Annotated in this window: 14 protein-coding genes; 3 read left to right on the top strand and 11 right to left on the bottom strand. The window is 55.3% G+C overall.

What is annotated here, in order from left to right; all coding sequences use genetic code 11:
- Nucleotides 1-5: 5 nt before the first annotated feature.
- From nuoH to lrhA, 8 genes are all read right to left on the bottom strand, one after another.
- On the bottom strand, nucleotides 6-983 hold the full coding sequence (nuoH, locus tag OJ965_RS08435) for an NADH-quinone oxidoreductase subunit NuoH (protein WP_009089020.1): 978 nt from the start codon (nucleotides 981-983) through the stop codon (nucleotides 6-8).
- Nucleotides 980-3,703 (bottom strand): NADH-quinone oxidoreductase subunit NuoG, encoded by a 2,724-nt coding sequence (nuoG, locus tag OJ965_RS08430; protein WP_265138789.1) that lies wholly within the window; start codon nucleotides 3,701-3,703, stop codon nucleotides 980-982. Before nuoG ends, nuoH begins: the two co-directional genes overlap by 4 nt.
- 112 nt (nucleotides 3,704-3,815) lie before the next feature.
- Complete coding sequence (gene nuoF, locus OJ965_RS08425) at nucleotides 3,816-5,156, bottom strand: NADH-quinone oxidoreductase subunit NuoF (RefSeq protein WP_186806369.1); 1,341 nt, start codon at nucleotides 5,154-5,156, stop codon at nucleotides 3,816-3,818.
- A gap of 2 nt (nucleotides 5,157-5,158) precedes the next feature.
- Nucleotides 5,159-5,674: an NADH-quinone oxidoreductase subunit NuoE gene (nuoE, locus tag OJ965_RS08420; protein WP_009089015.1), complete on the bottom strand. Its 516-nt coding sequence runs from the start codon at nucleotides 5,672-5,674 to the stop codon at nucleotides 5,159-5,161.
- A 2-nt stretch (nucleotides 5,675-5,676) separates the two neighbouring features.
- Nucleotides 5,677-7,476 carry an NADH-quinone oxidoreductase subunit C/D gene (gene nuoC / locus OJ965_RS08415; RefSeq protein WP_009089013.1) on the bottom strand — a complete coding sequence of 600 codons (1,800 nt, stop codon included), beginning with the start codon at nucleotides 7,474-7,476 and terminating at the stop codon, nucleotides 5,677-5,679.
- A 113-nt stretch (nucleotides 7,477-7,589) separates the two neighbouring features.
- Nucleotides 7,590-8,267, bottom strand: a complete 678-nt coding sequence (locus tag OJ965_RS08410) for a NuoB/complex I 20 kDa subunit family protein (RefSeq protein WP_009089012.1) — start codon at nucleotides 8,265-8,267, stop codon at nucleotides 7,590-7,592.
- Nucleotides 8,268-8,282: 15 nt separating this feature from the next.
- On the bottom strand, nucleotides 8,283-8,726 hold the full coding sequence (locus OJ965_RS08405) for an NADH-quinone oxidoreductase subunit A (RefSeq protein ID WP_071987796.1): 444 nt from the start codon (nucleotides 8,724-8,726) through the stop codon (nucleotides 8,283-8,285).
- Nucleotides 8,727-9,366: 640 nt separating this feature from the next.
- Entirely contained in the window at nucleotides 9,367-10,290 is a 924-nt protein-coding gene (lrhA, locus tag OJ965_RS08400; protein WP_003854247.1) for a transcriptional regulator LrhA, read from the bottom strand.
- A 961-nt stretch (nucleotides 10,291-11,251) separates the two neighbouring features.
- On the opposite strand from lrhA, the gene OJ965_RS08395 reads away from it, so the two are divergent.
- Both OJ965_RS08395 and yfbR read left to right on the top strand, forming a co-directional pair.
- Nucleotides 11,252-12,469 (top strand): pyridoxal phosphate-dependent aminotransferase, encoded by a 1,218-nt coding sequence (locus tag OJ965_RS08395; protein ID WP_009089010.1) that lies wholly within the window; start codon nucleotides 11,252-11,254, stop codon nucleotides 12,467-12,469.
- 69 nt (nucleotides 12,470-12,538) lie between these two features.
- A complete protein-coding gene (gene yfbR, locus OJ965_RS08390) occupies nucleotides 12,539-13,138 on the top strand; it encodes a 5'-deoxynucleotidase (RefSeq protein WP_265138788.1) in 600 nt (199 codons plus the stop codon).
- 29 nt (nucleotides 13,139-13,167) lie between these two features.
- On the opposite strand, the gene OJ965_RS08385 is transcribed toward yfbR, so the two are convergent.
- From OJ965_RS08385 to yfbV, 3 genes are all read right to left on the bottom strand, one after another.
- Nucleotides 13,168-13,827, bottom strand: a complete 660-nt coding sequence (locus OJ965_RS08385) for a sugar phosphatase (RefSeq protein ID WP_265138787.1) — start codon at nucleotides 13,825-13,827, stop codon at nucleotides 13,168-13,170.
- A 13-nt stretch (nucleotides 13,828-13,840) separates the two neighbouring features.
- Nucleotides 13,841-14,335 carry a YfbU family protein gene (locus tag OJ965_RS08380; RefSeq protein ID WP_058956883.1) on the bottom strand — a complete coding sequence of 165 codons (495 nt, stop codon included), beginning with the start codon at nucleotides 14,333-14,335 and terminating at the stop codon, nucleotides 13,841-13,843.
- A 145-nt stretch (nucleotides 14,336-14,480) separates the two neighbouring features.
- Entirely contained in the window at nucleotides 14,481-14,933 is a 453-nt protein-coding gene (gene yfbV, locus OJ965_RS08375; protein WP_009089002.1) for a terminus macrodomain insulation protein YfbV, read from the bottom strand.
- Nucleotides 14,934-15,268: 335 nt separating this feature from the next.
- Here yfbV and ackA point away from each other — a divergent pair, with 335 nt between their 5' ends.
- Complete coding sequence (gene ackA / locus OJ965_RS08370; protein WP_058956882.1) at nucleotides 15,269-16,471, top strand: acetate kinase; 1,203 nt, start codon at nucleotides 15,269-15,271, stop codon at nucleotides 16,469-16,471.
- The last annotated feature ends 52 nt before the right edge of the window (nucleotides 16,472-16,523 follow it).

The following is a 16,523-nucleotide window of genomic DNA, read 5'->3' as shown; positions in this document are numbered from 1 at the left end:
ACCCCTTACGACGCTGTGTAGAGAATCACTGCGGCAGTCGCCAGCAGGTTCAGCAGCGTCAACGGCAGACACACTTTCCAGCCGAATGACAGCACCTGGTCGTAGCGTGGACGCGGAAGCGCGGCGCGGATCAGGATGAACATCATCATAAAGAACGCCGTTTTCAGGGCGAACCAGATGAACGGCGGCAGGAAGGGTCCATGCCAGCCACCAAAGAACAGCGTAACGATCAGGGCGGAGACCGTGGTAATCGCCACATATTCGCCGACGAAGAACAGGCCGAACTTCATCCCGGCGTATTCGATGTGATAACCGTCAGCCAGTTCCTGTTCCGCTTCTGGCTGGTCAAAGGGATGACGGTGACACACCGCAACACCTGCAATACAGAAGGTCACAAAACCGAAGAACTGCGGGATGATGTTCCAGAGATGCGTCTGGCTGTTAACGATGTCGTTCATATTGAACGAGCCCGCCTGCGCCACTACGCCCATCAGCGACAGCCCCAGAAACACTTCATAGCTCAGGGTCTGCGCCGAGGCGCGCATCGCACCCAGCAAGGAGTATTTGTTGTTACTCGACCAGCCGGCAAACAGCACCGCATAGACCGCCAGACCTGCCATCATCAGGAAGAAGAGCAGACCGATGTTCAGGTCGGTCACCATCCAGGTCGGTGAAACCGGCACGATAGCAAAGGCCAGCAGCAGCGAAACAAAGGCGATAACCGGTGCCAGAGTAAAGATAAAGCGGTCGGTAAACGGCGGGACCCAGTCCTCTTTAAAGAACATTTTGATCATGTCCGCCACCAGCTGCAGTGACCCGCCCCAGCCTACGCGGTTCGGTCCGTAACGGTTCTGGAACAGGCCGAGCAGACGACGCTCGGCGAAGCTCATGAACGCGCCGCAGGCCACGACCACCAGCAGAATGACGATGGCTTTAACGATGGCCAGCAGAATGTCGATAACGTCCGGTGTTAACCAGCTCATTGCGCCGCCTCCTGCAGAGTGTCGATTTTATCGTTCGCCAGGAACGGCGGAACGCCTGGCATGCCCAGCGGCAGACCAATCTGTCCCGCCTGCAGTGACGCCGAGAAACGCACCGGCAGACGCACGGTCTCACCGGCACAGCTGAACTCGACGGCTGCGCCATCGTTGACGCCCAGCTTCGCCGCATCGTCCGGGTTGATCACCAGAGCAGGCTGCGCCATACGCTGCTGGAAAACCGGGGAACGCTGCGACATCTCCTCACTACCAAACAGCTGGTAGCACGGCGCCACACGCCACTGCCCTTCACTGACAAAGGCCTGAGGGACACGGGTAAACCAGGGTAACTGACCGGCGCTGGCTTCAAACAGGCGCACGCCCGGATCGCCATGACGGAGTTTGCCGCCCACTTCGGCCTGGAATTTGTTCCACGCCTGAGGGGAGTTCCAGCCCGGTGCCCAGGCAAACGGGATCTGAGAACGTGGGGCCGACGGCTGGTTGTTCCCTTCCATCGAGAAGGCAAACATCGTGTCCTGATCCTGCGGCTGACGCGGTTCGTGGACGCTGATGTTGGCGCGCGCGGCGGTACGACCACTCGCACGGATCGGCGAACGTGACAGTTTCTGGCCCCGGATACGGAAGCTGGCGTCAGGCGCCGCCTCTTTGATGCTGGCCAGCTGCGGCAGACGGGTAACCACGGCATCGATAACGTGATCGAGCTGAGTCCAGTCCACGTGACGGCTTTCCAGGGTGCTGTGCAGCGAGTGCAGCCAGCGCCAGCTCTCCAGCATCACGACGCTGTTGTCGTAATAAGCGGGATCGTAAACCTGGAAGAAACGCTGCGCGCGGCCTTCATGGTTAACAGAGGTGCCATCGCTTTCGGCGAAGCTCGCGGTCGATAAGACCAGACCCGCCTTCTCCACGGTCGCGGTGCGCTGATGATCCACCACGATCACGTTCGTGGTCTGAGCCAGCGCCGCATCCACCAGCGCTTTGGGCGCATGGCGATAAAGATCGTTTTCCAGCACCACCAGCGCGTCGGCTTCACCGCCTGACAGCTGCTCCAGCGCGTGCTCCAGTGGATTGCCGCCGATCAGGCCAAGTCCGACACTGTTAGCGTGGCCGGCAAGCAAGGTAATGCCGACATCGGCGCCACGGGCCTTAAGGGCTTTGGCGACGTTTGCGGCGGCTTCAATCATGGCGCTGCTGCCGGAATGGGTACCGGAGATGATTAATGGCTTTTTCGCGCCCGCCAGTGCCTGAACCACTACATCCATTCTGGCGCTGAGTGCGCTGTCGAAATCGGTCACCGCAGGCGCAGATTCATCCAGCGCACTGGCGATGGCGAAACCGAGACGCGCCTGATCGTCAACCGGCGCACGATAGCTCCATGCGGCGATATCATCCAGACGGGTTTCATCAACGTGGGTGACAAACAGCGGATGTTTCGCATGCTGACCGATGTTCAGGATCGCGGCGATCTGCCAGTCTGCCACCTTCTGTGCCGCGGCCATATCACGCGCTTTGCCTTTCACCGCCTGACGGACGGAGAGCGCCACACGTGCGCCGACCTGGGTCAGATCTTCACCCAGCACCAGCACCGCATCGTAGCTTTCAATCTCACGCAGCGAAGGGGTGTAAATCCCCCCCTCACGCAGCACTTTCAGCATCAGTTCAAGCCGGGCCTGCTCAGCTGCCGGTATACCGGTTGAGAAGTTCTCCGCCCCGACCAGTTCACGCAGGGCAAAGTTACTTTCAACGCTGGCGCGTGGTGAGCCGATACCGATCACTTTCTTCGCCTGGCGCAGCAAATCAGCCCCGGCGTTAACCGCCTGCTCGGCGTTCAGCGTCACCCAGTCGTTGCCACGCAGCAGCATCGGCTGACGCGGACGATCTTTACGGTTCACATAGCCATAGCCAAAGCGGCCACGGTCACAGAGGAAGTAGTGGTTAACGGTGCCGTTGTAACGGTTTTCGATACGGCGCAACTCACCATAACGTTCACCCGGGCTGGTGTTACAGCCCACGCTGCACTGCTGGCAGATGCTCGGCGCGAACTGCATATCCCATTTACGGTTATAGCGTTCGGAGTGTGTTTTGTCGGTGAACACGCCGGTCGGGCAGATTTCGACCAGGTTACCGGAGAATTCGCTTTCCAGCGTGCCATCTTCCGGGCGACCGAAGTAGACGTTGTCATGTGCGCCGTAGACGCCCAGATCTTTGCCATCGGCATAATCTTTGTAGTAACGCACGCAGCGATAGCAGGCGATACAGCGGTTCATCTCGTGGGAGATGAAGGGGCCGAGATCCTGATTACGGTGGGTGCGCTTGGTGAAGCGATAGCGGCGGAAGCTGTGGCCGGTCATCACTGTCATATCCTGCAGGTGACAGTTACCGCCCTCTTCACACACCGGACAGTCGTGTGGGTGGTTGGTCATCAGCCACTCCACCACGCTTTCGCGGAACTCTTTCGCTTCGCCATCGTCGATGGAGATAAATGTGCCGTCAGAGGCCGGCGTCATGCAGGACATGACGAGACGACCGCGGGTATCTTCGGCATTCTGGAATTGCTTTACCGCACACTGGCGGCAGGCCCCGACGCTTCCCAGCGCCGGATGCCAGCAAAAGTAAGGAATATCAAGGCCCAGAGAGAGACACGCCTGTAGCAGGTTGTCCGCTCCGTTCACATCATACTCTTTACCGTCTACATGAATTGTAGCCATAGTGACATGCTTCCGTAAGGCTCGTCAGAGACGAGCGTTAATCATATTCTTGCCCCGACGCACGACATTGTCGGGGCGGCGGCACCAGGCCTGTTCCGTGTGCGGCGGCGAATTACCAGCGCGCTTTCAGCAGGTTTGGCTGGATCCCGCCAATGGAGCGGGTATTGCCAAAGACCTGCGGCGCCATGCCGGCTTCAAACTCTTCACGGAAATATTTAATCGCACTCTGCAGCGGCTCGACCGCACCCGGGGCATGCGCACAGAAGGTTTTACCCGGACCGAGCTGACGGCAGAGTTGCAGCAGGGTTTCGATATCCCCTGGCTGCCCCTGCTTCTGCTCCAGCGCGCGCAGAATTTTTACGCTCCACGGCAGACCGTCACGGCACGGCGTACACCAGCCGCACGACTCACGGGCAAAGAACTCTTCCAGGTTGCGAACCAGCGAGACCATATTGATTTCATGGTCGACGGCCATCGCCAGGGCGGTGCCCAGTCGGCTGCCTGCTTTACCGATGCTGGCAAATTCCATCGGCAGATCCAGATGCTGGTCTGTCAGGAAGTCGGTGCCTGCGCCACCGGGCTGCCAGGCTTTGAACTTCAGTCCGTCGCGCATGCCGCCCGCGTAATCTTCAAGGATTTCACGCGCGGTAATGCCAAATGGCAGTTCCCAGACGCCAGGATTTTTAACCCGCCCGGAGAAGCCCATCATTTTGGTACCGGCATCTTCACTCTTTGAGATGCTCTTGTACCACTCCACGCCGTTGGCCAGGATCGCCGGGACGTTAGAGAGGGTTTCCACGTTGTTCACGCAGGTCGGCTTGCCCCACGCACCGGCACTCGCCGGGAATGGCGGTTTGGAACGCGGGTTAGCACGGCGGCCTTCCAGGGAGTTAATCAGCGCCGTCTCTTCGCCGCAGATATAACGTCCTGCGCCGGTGTGGACGATCAGCTCAAAGTCGAAGCCGGTGCCAAGAATATTTTTGCCGAGAAAGCCCGCTTCGGTCGCTTCGGCAATCGCGCGGCGCAGATGCACCGCTGCTTCAATATATTCACCACGCAGGAAGATATAGCCACGGTAAGCCTTGAGAGCGAAGGCGCTGATCAGCATCCCCTCGACCAGCTGGTGCGGCATCTGCTCCATCAGCAGGCGGTCTTTATAGGTGCCCGGCTCCATCTCATCGGCGTTACACAGCAGGTAACGGATGTTCATCGACTCATCTTTCGGCATCAGGCTCCACTTCAGCCCGGTCGAGAAGCCTGCACCGCCGCGCCCTTTCAGGCCGGAATCTTTGACTGCCGCGACGATCTCATCCTGCGACATGGTTTTCAGCGCTTTTTCCGCACCGGCATAGCCGTTTTTACTGCGGTATTCGTCCAGCCAGACCGGCTGCCTGTCGTCGCGCATCCGCCAGGTCAGCGGGTGAGTTTCAGCAGTACGAATGATCTGTTTGATTGTCATTGATACTGCTCCAGCAAAGAGGGAATGCCTTCCGGCGTCAGATGAACATGGGTATCTTCGTCCACCATCATGGTCGGCCCTTTATCGCAGTTCCCCAGGCAGCAGGTCGGCAGTAGCGTAAAGCGGCCATCAGCCGTGGTCTGACCCGGTTTGATATTCAGCTGCTGCTCCAGTGCGGCCTGGATGCCCTGATAGCCGGTGATGTGACAGACCACGCTGTCGCAGTAACGGATCACATGACGACCCACCGGCTGACGGAAGATCTGGCTGTAGAATGTCGCCACCCCCTCAACATCACTCGCCGGAATCCCGAGGACGTCGGCAATTGCGTTGATGGCACCATCCGGTACCCAGCCACGCTGTTTCTGCACGATCTTCAGCGCTTCAATGGAGGCTGCACGCGCATCTTCATAGTGGTGTTTTTCGTGCTCAATGGCGTGATGCTCTTCCGCGCTCAGCACGAAGACCTCATCAGGGTCGATCGTTTTAATGGCAATGTGTTGATCGTGCATAATTAGCGGTCCACGTCTGACATAACAAAATCGATACTGCCCAGGTAAACGATCAGGTCGGATACCAGGCTGCCACGGATTACCGAAGGAATCTGCTGCAGATGCGGGAAGCTCGGCGTACGCACACGGGTGCGGTAGCTCATGGTGCTGCCGTCGCTGGTCAGGTAGTAGCTGTTGATCCCTTTCGTCGCTTCAATCATCTGGAAAGATTCATTGGCTGGCATCACCGGCCCCCACGACACCTGCAGGAAGTGTGTGATCAGCGTTTCGATGTGCTGCAGCGTGCGCTCTTTCGGTGGCGGCGTGGTCAGCGGGTGATCCGCTTTGAACGGTCCCTCTGGCATGTTGTTGAGGCACTGCTCAAGGATGCGCAGCGACTGCCACATCTCTTCCATCTTCAGCTGGACACGGCTGTAAGCATCGCTGACGCCGGAGCCGACCGGGATCTCAAAATCGAAGTTTTCGTAGCCAGAGTAAGGACGCCATTTGCGTACATCAAAGTCGAGACCGGTGGCACGCAGACCGGCACCGGTGGTGCCCCACGCCAGCGCCTCTTCCATGTTATAAGCGGCCACGCCTTTGGAACGGCCAACCAGCACGCTGTTGCGCAGTGCGGCTTTGTCATACTCCTTCAGGCGCTTCGGCATCCAGTCCAGGAAGTCACGCAGCAGACGTTCCCAGCCGCGCGGCAGATCGTGGGCCACCCCGCCGATGCGGAACCAGGCCGGGTGCATACGGAAGCCGGTAATGGCTTCAACCACGTCATAAATTTTCTGGCGATCGGTAAAGGCGAAGAACACCGGTGTCATTGCACCGACGTCCTGAATAAAGGTCGAGATATAGAGAAGATGACTGTTGATGCGGAACAGCTCAGAGAGCATCACGCGGATCACGTTTACGCGATCGGGCACCACGATCCCGGCCAGTTTCTCAACGGCCAGCACATATGGCATTTCATTGACGCAGCCGCCCAGGTATTCGATACGGTCAGTGTAGGGAATGTAGCTGTGCCAGGACTGACGCTCGCCCATCTTTTCGGCACCACGATGGTGATAGCCGATGTCCGGTACGCAGTCGACAATCTCCTCGCCATCCAGCTGCAGGATGATGCGGAACGCACCGTGCGCTGACGGGTGGTTAGGCCCAAGGTTGAGGAACATAAAATCTTCGTTGGTTGTGCTGCGCTTCATGCCCCAGTCTTCAGGCTTAAAGGTCAGCGCCTCCATCTCTAAATCTTCTTTCTGCTTCGTCAGCGTGAAAGGATCGAACTCCGTGGCGCGCGCCGGATAATCTTTGCGCAGCGGATGGCCTTCCCACGTGGGGGGCATCATGATGCGCGTCAGATGCGGGTGCCCATCAAAGGTGACGCCAAACATCTCCCAGGTTTCACGCTCATACCAGTTGGCATTCGGGAAAAGCCGGGTAAGCGTCGGCAGATGCATATCGTTTTCAGATAAGGCCACCTTGAGCATGATGTCACGATTGCGTTCAATCGACAGCAGGTGGTAGAAAACGGAGAAATCCGCAGCAGGCAGGCCTGCACGGTGGGTACGTAAACGCTCATCCACACCATGCAGGTCATACAGCATGACGTAAGGCTTCGGCAATTTACGCAGGAACTCGGTAATTTCCAGTATCTGTTCACGCTTTACCCAGACAACCGGGATACCGGTACGGGTAGGCTGAACAGTGAAGGCGTCCGGCCCAAAACGGTTACGCAACTCGCCGATCACCGGATCGTCCAGGTGATCACGGGTTTGCCATAGCGGCTGAGCGAGATCTTGCGTGGTCAAATCTGTCATACGTTACTCACCATTCCGGCCTGATCTCAGGCACTCAAATGAAGGCGTCAGGATGGGGCCATGCATTAAATTGTGATGTTCTGCTGCAGGCGCGATTTTCCATCCGTACGGTTTTAGACTTCGTCCGGGCTGCGCAGGTTAGTGACGGCGATGCGCTCGCCGCGCTTTCTTTCCCGCTCGGATTGCATGTTGGCGCGATAAACGCCCTGATCGCCGACAACCCATGAGAGAGGACGGCGCTCTTTACCGATCGACTCCTGCAGCAGAAGCAGTGCCTGCATATAGGCTTCAGGACGAGGCGGGCAGCCAGGAATGTACACATCAACCGGCAGGAATTTATCCACGCCCTGCACAACAGAATAGATGTCATACATGCCGCCTGAGTTGGCGCAGGCACCCATGGAAATGACCCATTTTGGCTCCAGCATCTGATCGTACAAACGCTGAATGACCGGGGCCATTTTGGTGAAGGGGGTACCGGCAATGACCATGAAGTCAGCCTGACGTGGCGAGGCACGCATAACCTCCGCGCCGAAACGGGCCACATCGTGCACGGCCGTGAACGACGTTGTCATCTCTACATAACAGCAGGAGAGACCAAAGTTGTAGGGCCAGAGGGAATTTTTACGTCCCCAGTTCACCATGTCATGCAGGGCATTTTCGAGTTTGCCCATATAGACGCTGCGATGAACGTGCTGCTCCAGCGGATCGCTGACGATTTCCTGCTTTTGCAGAGGATAACGGTCGTTCTCACCACCGTTCGGGTCTATGCGGGTGAGCGTATAGTCCATCTTATTGCCTCTCTTTTACTGCTTGTGAGGTTTGGTGTGGCTGACCGTAGTGGTTTTCACCACTACGCGACGGCGGGCAGGCGCCCAGTCCAGCGCGCCGATGCGCACCAGATAGACCAGCCCCGCCAGGAGCACCAAAATGAAAATTGCGGCTTCCGCAAAGCCGATCCATCCGCTTTCACGGATTGAGGTCGCCCATGCGTATAAAAAGAGGGCTTCGACGTCGAAAATGACGAAAAACATCGCAACCAGATAAAATTTCGCCGAGAGGCGGATATGGGTATCACCAACGGATTCGATGCCCGATTCGAATGGCGTGTCTTTGTAGCGGGCACGTGCTTTGCCGCCGAGCAGCCATCCTCCGGTCAGCATGAAAGCACACAGGCCAAAGGCAATAACGATAAATACGATAAACGCCCAGTGCTGAGCGATGATTTCGGTGGTAGTTGACATACTCATTGCTTACTCATCAAAAGTGGCGCTGGCATCCTGCACGCGTTTCCCGCAGCAAACTGACCACATCGATTCAAGGGAAGGGTAAAAACCTTTTAAACGTCGCTGTCATTTGTCAATAAGCAGCAATTTTATGGGGTTTTTTACTCCTTTCTATAACCTTTTGTCAACTTTGACAAAAGTATCCAAACATTATTTCACACCTGCATCATATTATTAACAAATGATGCCCCGCTTTCCAGCTAAATCGCTTCAGTCTGTAGGGTTAATTTTAGTGTAGCGGGTATTCACACGCATGGATCGTGCATTTAACAATCATATTTTGACAGGTCTCACGCTGTTTTCCTTCCCCTTACCAGGGGTATTTTCTTGATCAGGAACACAGTTTTGCCCTTTTTGCCGCAATTTTATCCACCTCATATGAGACATCATGGAACAAAATAGCGGGTTTATGACTGGCAGGTTTCAGTAGAGAGCGGTGTGAGACCGAAAAGGACGTGAATCAGCGGGACAGGACGTGTGCGGAGGGGCGTCTGAGGTGCATCAGACAAAAAAAAGCCTCTCGTCCGGTTCGGAAAGCGAGAGGCGATTTATAAGCGTTTATTAAGACAGTCACGCTGGCATGGAGTGCAATACGTAAGCGAAACTACTCTTCGTCATCCAGCAACAATGCACCGTCGGGATTATTGCTCAGATTGTAAGGATCGTTGGTGGACTGCATGGCATTGAAGATCGCTAGTGCCAGTTCATTATCGCTATCCGGATTGCGGCACAGCAGGTATTGCGTATCCGGCAGCACCGGCAGCCCTTCCGCCGCACCCATCACACGCAGTTCCGGACTCATCATCTCAACCGGACGGGCTGTCACACCCAGACCCGCTTTTACCGCGGCGCGTACGGCAGCCAGGGTTGAAGCGACGTAGGAGATCCGCCACGGAATACCGGCTTCGTTAAGATGGTCGATGGCCATATCACGATAAGGACTTGGCTCATCCAGCAGAACCAGTGGAATGGCTTCACCACGCTGGAAGATATAATCCGCAGCGCAGTACCATAAAGTCGGTGATGTACGCAGCACCTGATAGGTGAAATTACCCGGGCTGGAGGTCGTCACAACCAGGTCCACTTCACCCTGGTTGAGCATTTCCATCATGAAAGGATTACGTTTAACCCGCACATCGATAGCCAGCTTCGGATACACCGAGGTCACACGGTTCAGCAGGAATGGCAGGATCGTGTCTGAGGTGTCATCAGAGGCACCGATAGTCAGTACGCCCTGAATGTTGCTGTACATCAGTGAGGTGCAGGCTTCGTCATTAAAACGCAGAATTTTTCTGGCATAGCCCAGAAGCTGAATTCCATGCTCTGTTAACAGTTTGTTACGTCCATGTCTGGCAAACAGCTCTTTACCTACCAATTGTTCCAGACGTTGCATCTGCTGACTGACTGCTGACTGGGTTCTGCAGACCGCTGCAGCGGCGGCTGCAAAGGTATTCAAATCCGCAACGGCAACGAAAGTTCTCAGCAGATCGAGGTCGAGATTCAGTATCGGACGATTTGCATTAGTCATGTTTTTTTCTTCACTTATAAGATTTTACGAACTACTACCCTGGTGTTATTACAAGCTTATCAAAGTGATAAGCAGTAATGGTGCTTAATGACAGTCCTGTGTGAAGACTGGCACAAAAAATCTCTTGTGCGGATTCCGCACGGCTCACTCACCTGATGGGTCATACGCTGTCGTGAAAAAGACCACGTCTGAACCGAAAGCGCGGGGGGCGCGAATGCAGGAAGCTGCGTCATAATCGTGATCCTGCCGAAAAGAACCGGACAGGACGAAATTCACACTTTACGGGCTGGCGGGACAAAGCGGTAAAGTGCATTAAATAATAAATTATACTTAATCATTTTTGACTTCAAAATGGAAATGATTTTGTGAAAAGCGCTGTAAATTTTGCGGCAAAGGCATTTCCAGACCCTTATGCCACATTATTGATCACTTTTTAAGCCTTCATCGCTCTGAAATTTAGTGAGAAACTGTTAACTGCTGCCCACAATAGTTCAATCTGATGCCTCTTTTACCCTCTGCTTTTGGACCTTTTCCGGCGATCACAACACCTTAAACCGGATACTCTTAAGCAGCGTTAAGGCGTAAGTATTAACGAGGCCGCAAAATCGTCCACAAAATGAGCATTCATAAAATATCCTTTAACTATTTCTCCTGGGGTATATTTCCGCGGCGGAAAAATGACCGCTTCAGATTATTTACGGTCCGCTTTGAGAAAACACGCACCGCAGCCCCGCCCCTGCCACGCCATTCATCAGATTAAAAACCTGACCTTACCCTTATTTATGGTTTTATTGACCAGCTAAAGCCGTGGTAAATAATTTTTACGCTATGCGCCGGGCAAAAAGGTGTTGAACCCGCCAAAACCGGACGGCACCCTTCTTTTGTTATCCTGAGGAGAGTACATTGTGCTGGTTTGATTTCTGTGGCAGCCAAAAGGATTCTGCCCATTAAGGCGGTAACAATGACTTTTCAAATTGATAAATCCGGTAAACTCGACAATGTCTGTTACGACATCCGTGGTCCGGTACTGAAAGAGGCAAAACGCCTCGAAGAAGAAGGTAACAAAGTTCTTAAGCTAAACATCGGCAACCCGGCGCCTTTCGGCTTTGAAGCGCCGGACGAGATTCTGGTCGATGTGATTCGTAATCTTCCCAGCGCCCAGGGCTATTGCGACTCTAAGGGCCTCTACTCTGCCCGTAAAGCGATCATGCAGCACTACCAGGCGCGCGACATGCGCGACGTCACGGTAGAAGATATCTACATTGGTAACGGTGTGTCAGAACTGATCGTGCAGGCGATGCAGGCGTTACTGAACAGCGGTGACGAAATGCTGGTTCCGGCTCCCGACTATCCGTTATGGACGGCGGCCGTCTCCCTCTCCAGCGGGAAAGCGGTGCACTATCTTTGTGATGAGTCCGCAGGCTGGTTCCCCGACCTGGATGACATCCGCAGCAAGATTACGCCCCGCACCCGCGGCATCGTCATTATCAACCCGAATAACCCGACCGGCGCGGTCTACAGCAAAGAGCTGCTGCTGGAAGTGGTTGAGATTGCCCGTCAGCATAACCTGATCATTTTTGCCGACGAGATCTACGACAAGATCCTCTATGATGAGGCACAGCATCACAGCATCGCCGCGCTGGCACCGGATCTGCTGACCGTGACCTTTAACGGCCTCTCCAAAACCTATCGCGTAGCCGGTTTCCGTCAGGGCTGGATGGTGCTGAACGGGCCGAAGAAACATGCTAAAGGCTACATCGAAGGGCTTGAGATGCTCGCGTCTATGCGTCTCTGTGCTAACGTGCCGGCCCAGCATGCGATTCAGACGGCACTGGGCGGTTACCAGAGCATCAGCGAATTTATCATGCCTGGCGGACGTCTCTACGAGCAGCGTCAGCGCGCTTGGGAACTGATTAACGATATTCCGGGCGTCAGCTGTGTGAAGCCACAGGGCGCGCTCTATATGTTTCCGAAAATCGATGCTAAAAAATTCAACATCTTCGACGATCAGAAGATGGTGCTGGATTTCCTGCTGCAGGAGAAAGTCCTGCTGGTTCAGGGCAGCGCATTTAACTGGCCCTCGCCCGACCACCTGCGCATCGTCACGCTGCCGCGCGTGGACGATCTGGAAATGGCCATCAATAAATTTGGCCGTTTCCTGCAAGGCTATCGTCAGTAATCCCGCCCGCGTATACTGAAGCTATTTGGGGAGAGCCTGTCTCTCCCCTGCCGGCTAACAGGAACGCGCATGACTCAAAGTCACTTCTTCGCCCATCTCTCCCGTCTCAAGCTGATCAACCGCTGGCCGCTGATGCGCAACGTGCGCACCGAAAACGTGTCTGAACACAGCCTGCAGGTTGCCATGGTGGCGCACGCCCTGGCCGTGATCAAAAACCTTAAGTTCGGCGGATCGCTGAATGCCGATCGCATCGCCATGCTGGCGCTCTATCATGATGCCAGCGAAGTGCTGACCGGCGACCTGCCCACACCGGTCAAGTATTACAACGCGCAGATCGCGCACGAATATAAAAAAATTGAGAAAATTGCGCAGCAGAAGCTGATTGAGATGTTGCCGGAAGAGTTTCAGGCGATCTATCGCCCGTTAATCGATGAGCACCTGCACAGTGAAGAGGAGCAGGCCGTCGTCAAGCAGGCCGATGCGCTCTGCGCTTATGTTAAGTGTCTTGAGGAACTCTCTGCCGGGAACAATGAGTTTTTACTGGCGAAAGCGCGACTGGAGACAACGCTGACGCAACGGCGTTCGCCTGAGATGGATTATTTCGTTGAGGTCTTTATTCCGAGCTTCAGCCTGTCGCTGGATGAAATCTCGCAGGATACGCCACTCTGAGCCCGGCGGCGTGACCGCCGGCCCCTTCCTTACGCCTGCTGGCTGAAGGTAAAACTGCCGTCAGATTCACGGGTCACGACCAGTGATGCCAGTGAGCTGAGGCGAAGCGCCACCTCATCCAGCCGGGGGGTGTCCGCCGGAGCATTGATGGCGATCACCGCGCAGCCTGCGTTCAGTCCGGATACGATGCCGGCGGGGGCATCCTCTGCCACCACACAGGCTGCGGCGTCTAAGCCCAGTTTCTCCGCCCCGAGCAGATAGGGATCGGGTTCCGGTTTACCTTTTGCCACCTGCTCCGCAGTAATAAACACCGCAGGTTTCGGCAAGCCTGCGGCTTTATGTCGGGCATGCGCAACCGGCACCGAACCGGAGGTGACAATGGCCCAGGGGATCTGCAGCGCGTTCAGCCTTTCCAGCAGCGCTCTGGCACCCGGCAGCGCCTGCACGCCATCGGTGTCCGCCGCTTCCGCCTGCTCCAGCGCCACAAACTCCGCCTGAATCGCCTCTTCCGGCTGGCCTGCCATAAAATGACGCAGAGAAGTAATGGCCTGTTTGCCATGAATGAAATCGAGGATCTTATCGGCAGCAATACCATGACGCGCACCCCACTGGCTCCAGGCGCGTTCTACGGCGGGCAGCGAATCGACCAGCGTGCCGTCCAAATCAAAAAGAAAACCTCTGTAGGTCACGCGCTTCTCCTCATCATGCATTAATAACCTGTGCAATCTCGTTGGCACTCAAATGGTACTGGCGCGGACAAGTCTGCCATAAAGCCAGCATGCGTTGATACTTTTCCCACATCGGGGTCTGCGCGTTAAAGCCATGGGTGCCGGAATCGAAGTGGGTGTAGCGCCCTTCCGTGTTGACCATGAAGCGCACATATCCCAGCAGGCGGGCTTCTGTCGCGGCATCAAAACCGAGAAAAGCGAGACGGCGCTCATCCGTCTGATTTTTCTCTTTCAGGTTTGACCAGGAGACGTGCAGCGCGTGATGCATTTCCATAATGTCGATCACCGTCCGGCAGGTTGCTTCGCTGAGTTCGCCGAACTCTTTATCCAGCTCCCGCATCTGCAGTGCATAACCGCGCTCAACGATGGTCTGGTAACGGCGAAAACGTTCAGCATTTTCCGGCTCCAGCATCGCCATGATTTTGTACTGGTTGGTAAGAATTAAACGCTGTGCATGGGTCATTTCCATCATTCGCTCCCGGTCGGCGACCGCTCAGTTAATCGACAAGGAGGAAATGATTACATAGCGTTAGCGATACGGAAATCGCCGTATCGCCTTTCTTTGATTTGGTTGCGGGTTAGCGGTAATTAAATTACCGCCCGCCTGAAGAGGATCAGAGATCGTCGAGGAACGTGCGGTCAAGCTGTTTAAACGCGCGTTTCAGCAGGTCGGCCAGCGCCTGATAGGTCGGTTTGCCTTCTACCGGCGCGATAGCCTGCCCCGCCTCTTCCAGTCGGGCGCGAACTTCATGAAACCAGCTCAGCAGCGTCGGCGGCAGCGGCGTAACAGAACGCTTACCGAGCCACCATAACCCCTGCATCGGCAGGCTGCAGGCAAACAGCGCCGTCGCCACGGCCGGGCCAAGCTGGCCACCCATCGCGATCTGCCAGGTCAGGGTAAAAATCGCCAGGGGAGGCATAAAGCGAATGGCAAAGCGCGTCACGGATGAAACACGGTTTTCCGGAAACACGGGGGCCAGGCGCTTATCAGCAGGCCAGGTCTTCATGTAGTGCTGACCGCGCTGAAACATCTGAAACCAATTGGTACTGCCAGATTCATTCGCCATGGCTCACCTCAACTAATCCTGCAAGCATTAAAAAAAAGTTATAACCACACAACTTTACGTGACATCCTTCAATTTTTTTTGTCTTTAAAGATGACTCCAGCTATTCTGACGCCGTTTCAACACCTTTCCGGGCGCGGGATGCCGTTGGGAAGAGGCTTGAGCCATGTTTCGACAAGGCGATCTTCAAATTTTTGCGTAAGATTACCGAAATTTTTTGCGGAAATGCAGATTTCTGTCTACCGCATGATGTTTGTCATTAATCTACCAGCTTTCATGGGCTACGCTGTTAGTCTGATTGCGTTTTATTTAGCCACTCTCAAAAAATAGGTACTTCCATGTCGAGTAAGTTAGTTCTGGTTCTGAACTGTGGCAGCTCTTCCCTTAAGTTTGCCATCCTCAACCCTGCCAGCGGCGAAGAGTTCCTGTCGGGCCTGGCAGAATGTTTCCACCTTCCAGAAGCACGCATTAAATGGAAACTGGACGGCGAAAAACAGGAAGCGCCTCTCGGTGCCGGTGCAGCGCATAGCGAAGCGCTGAACTTCATCGTTAAATCCATTCTGGCACAAAAACCAGAGCTTTCGGCACAAATTGCTGCAATCGGTCATCGTATTGTTCATGGCGGCGAAAAGCTGACTCAGTCCGTTATCATCTCTGAAGAAGTGATTCAGGGCATCAAAGACGCCTCCTCCTTTGCCCCGCTGCATAACCCGGCTCATCTGATCGGGATTGATGAAGCGATGAAGAACTTCCCGCACCTGTCAGATAAGAATGTCGCCGTATTCGACACCGCTTTCCATCAGACAATGCCGGAAGAGTCTTACCTCTACGCCCTGCCCTACAAATTGTATAAAGAGCACGGCGTGCGTCGCTACGGCGCGCATGGCACCAGCCACTTCTATGTGACACACGAAGCGGCCAGAATGCTCAATAAACCGCTTGAATCACTGAACATCATCACCTGCCATCTTGGTAACGGCGGTTCTGTCTCTGCCATCCGTAATGGCGAGTGCGTCGATACCTCCATGGGGCTGACGCCACTGGAAGGGCTGGTGATGGGCACCCGCAGTGGCGACATCGACCCGGCGATTGTTTTCTTCCTGCACGACACCCTGGGCATGAGCGTTGACGCCATCAATAAACTGCTGACCAAAGAGTCTGGCCTGTTAGGTCTGACCGAAGTCACCAGCGACTGCCGCTACGTGGAAGATAACTACGCGACGAAAGAAGATGCGAAACGTGCGATGGATGTGTTCTGCCACCGCCTGGCGAAATATATCGGCAGCTACACGGCGCTGATGGACGGTCGTCTTGATGCCGTGGTCTTTACTGGCGGCATCGGTGAGAACGCGGCGATGGTGCGTGAACTTTCACTGAAAAAACTGGCGCTGCTGGGCTTTGAGGTTGATCATGATCGCAACCTTGCAGCGCGCTTCGGTAAATCTGGCTACATCAATAAAGAAGGCACCCGTCCGGCCCTGGTGATTCCGACCAACGAAGAGCTGGTCATCGCCCAGGACGCCGCGCGTCTGACTGCATAACCCCTTCTCTCCGTCAGCTCAGGCTGACGGAGTTGTTTTTGACACCCTGCCA

Source organism: Pantoea anthophila, assembly GCF_026104315.1.
Taxonomy (GTDB): Bacteria; Pseudomonadota; Gammaproteobacteria; order Enterobacterales; family Enterobacteriaceae; genus Pantoea; species Pantoea anthophila.
The sequence above is the reverse complement of the archived record's forward strand: the minus strand, read 5'-3'. Positions and strand labels throughout refer to the sequence as shown.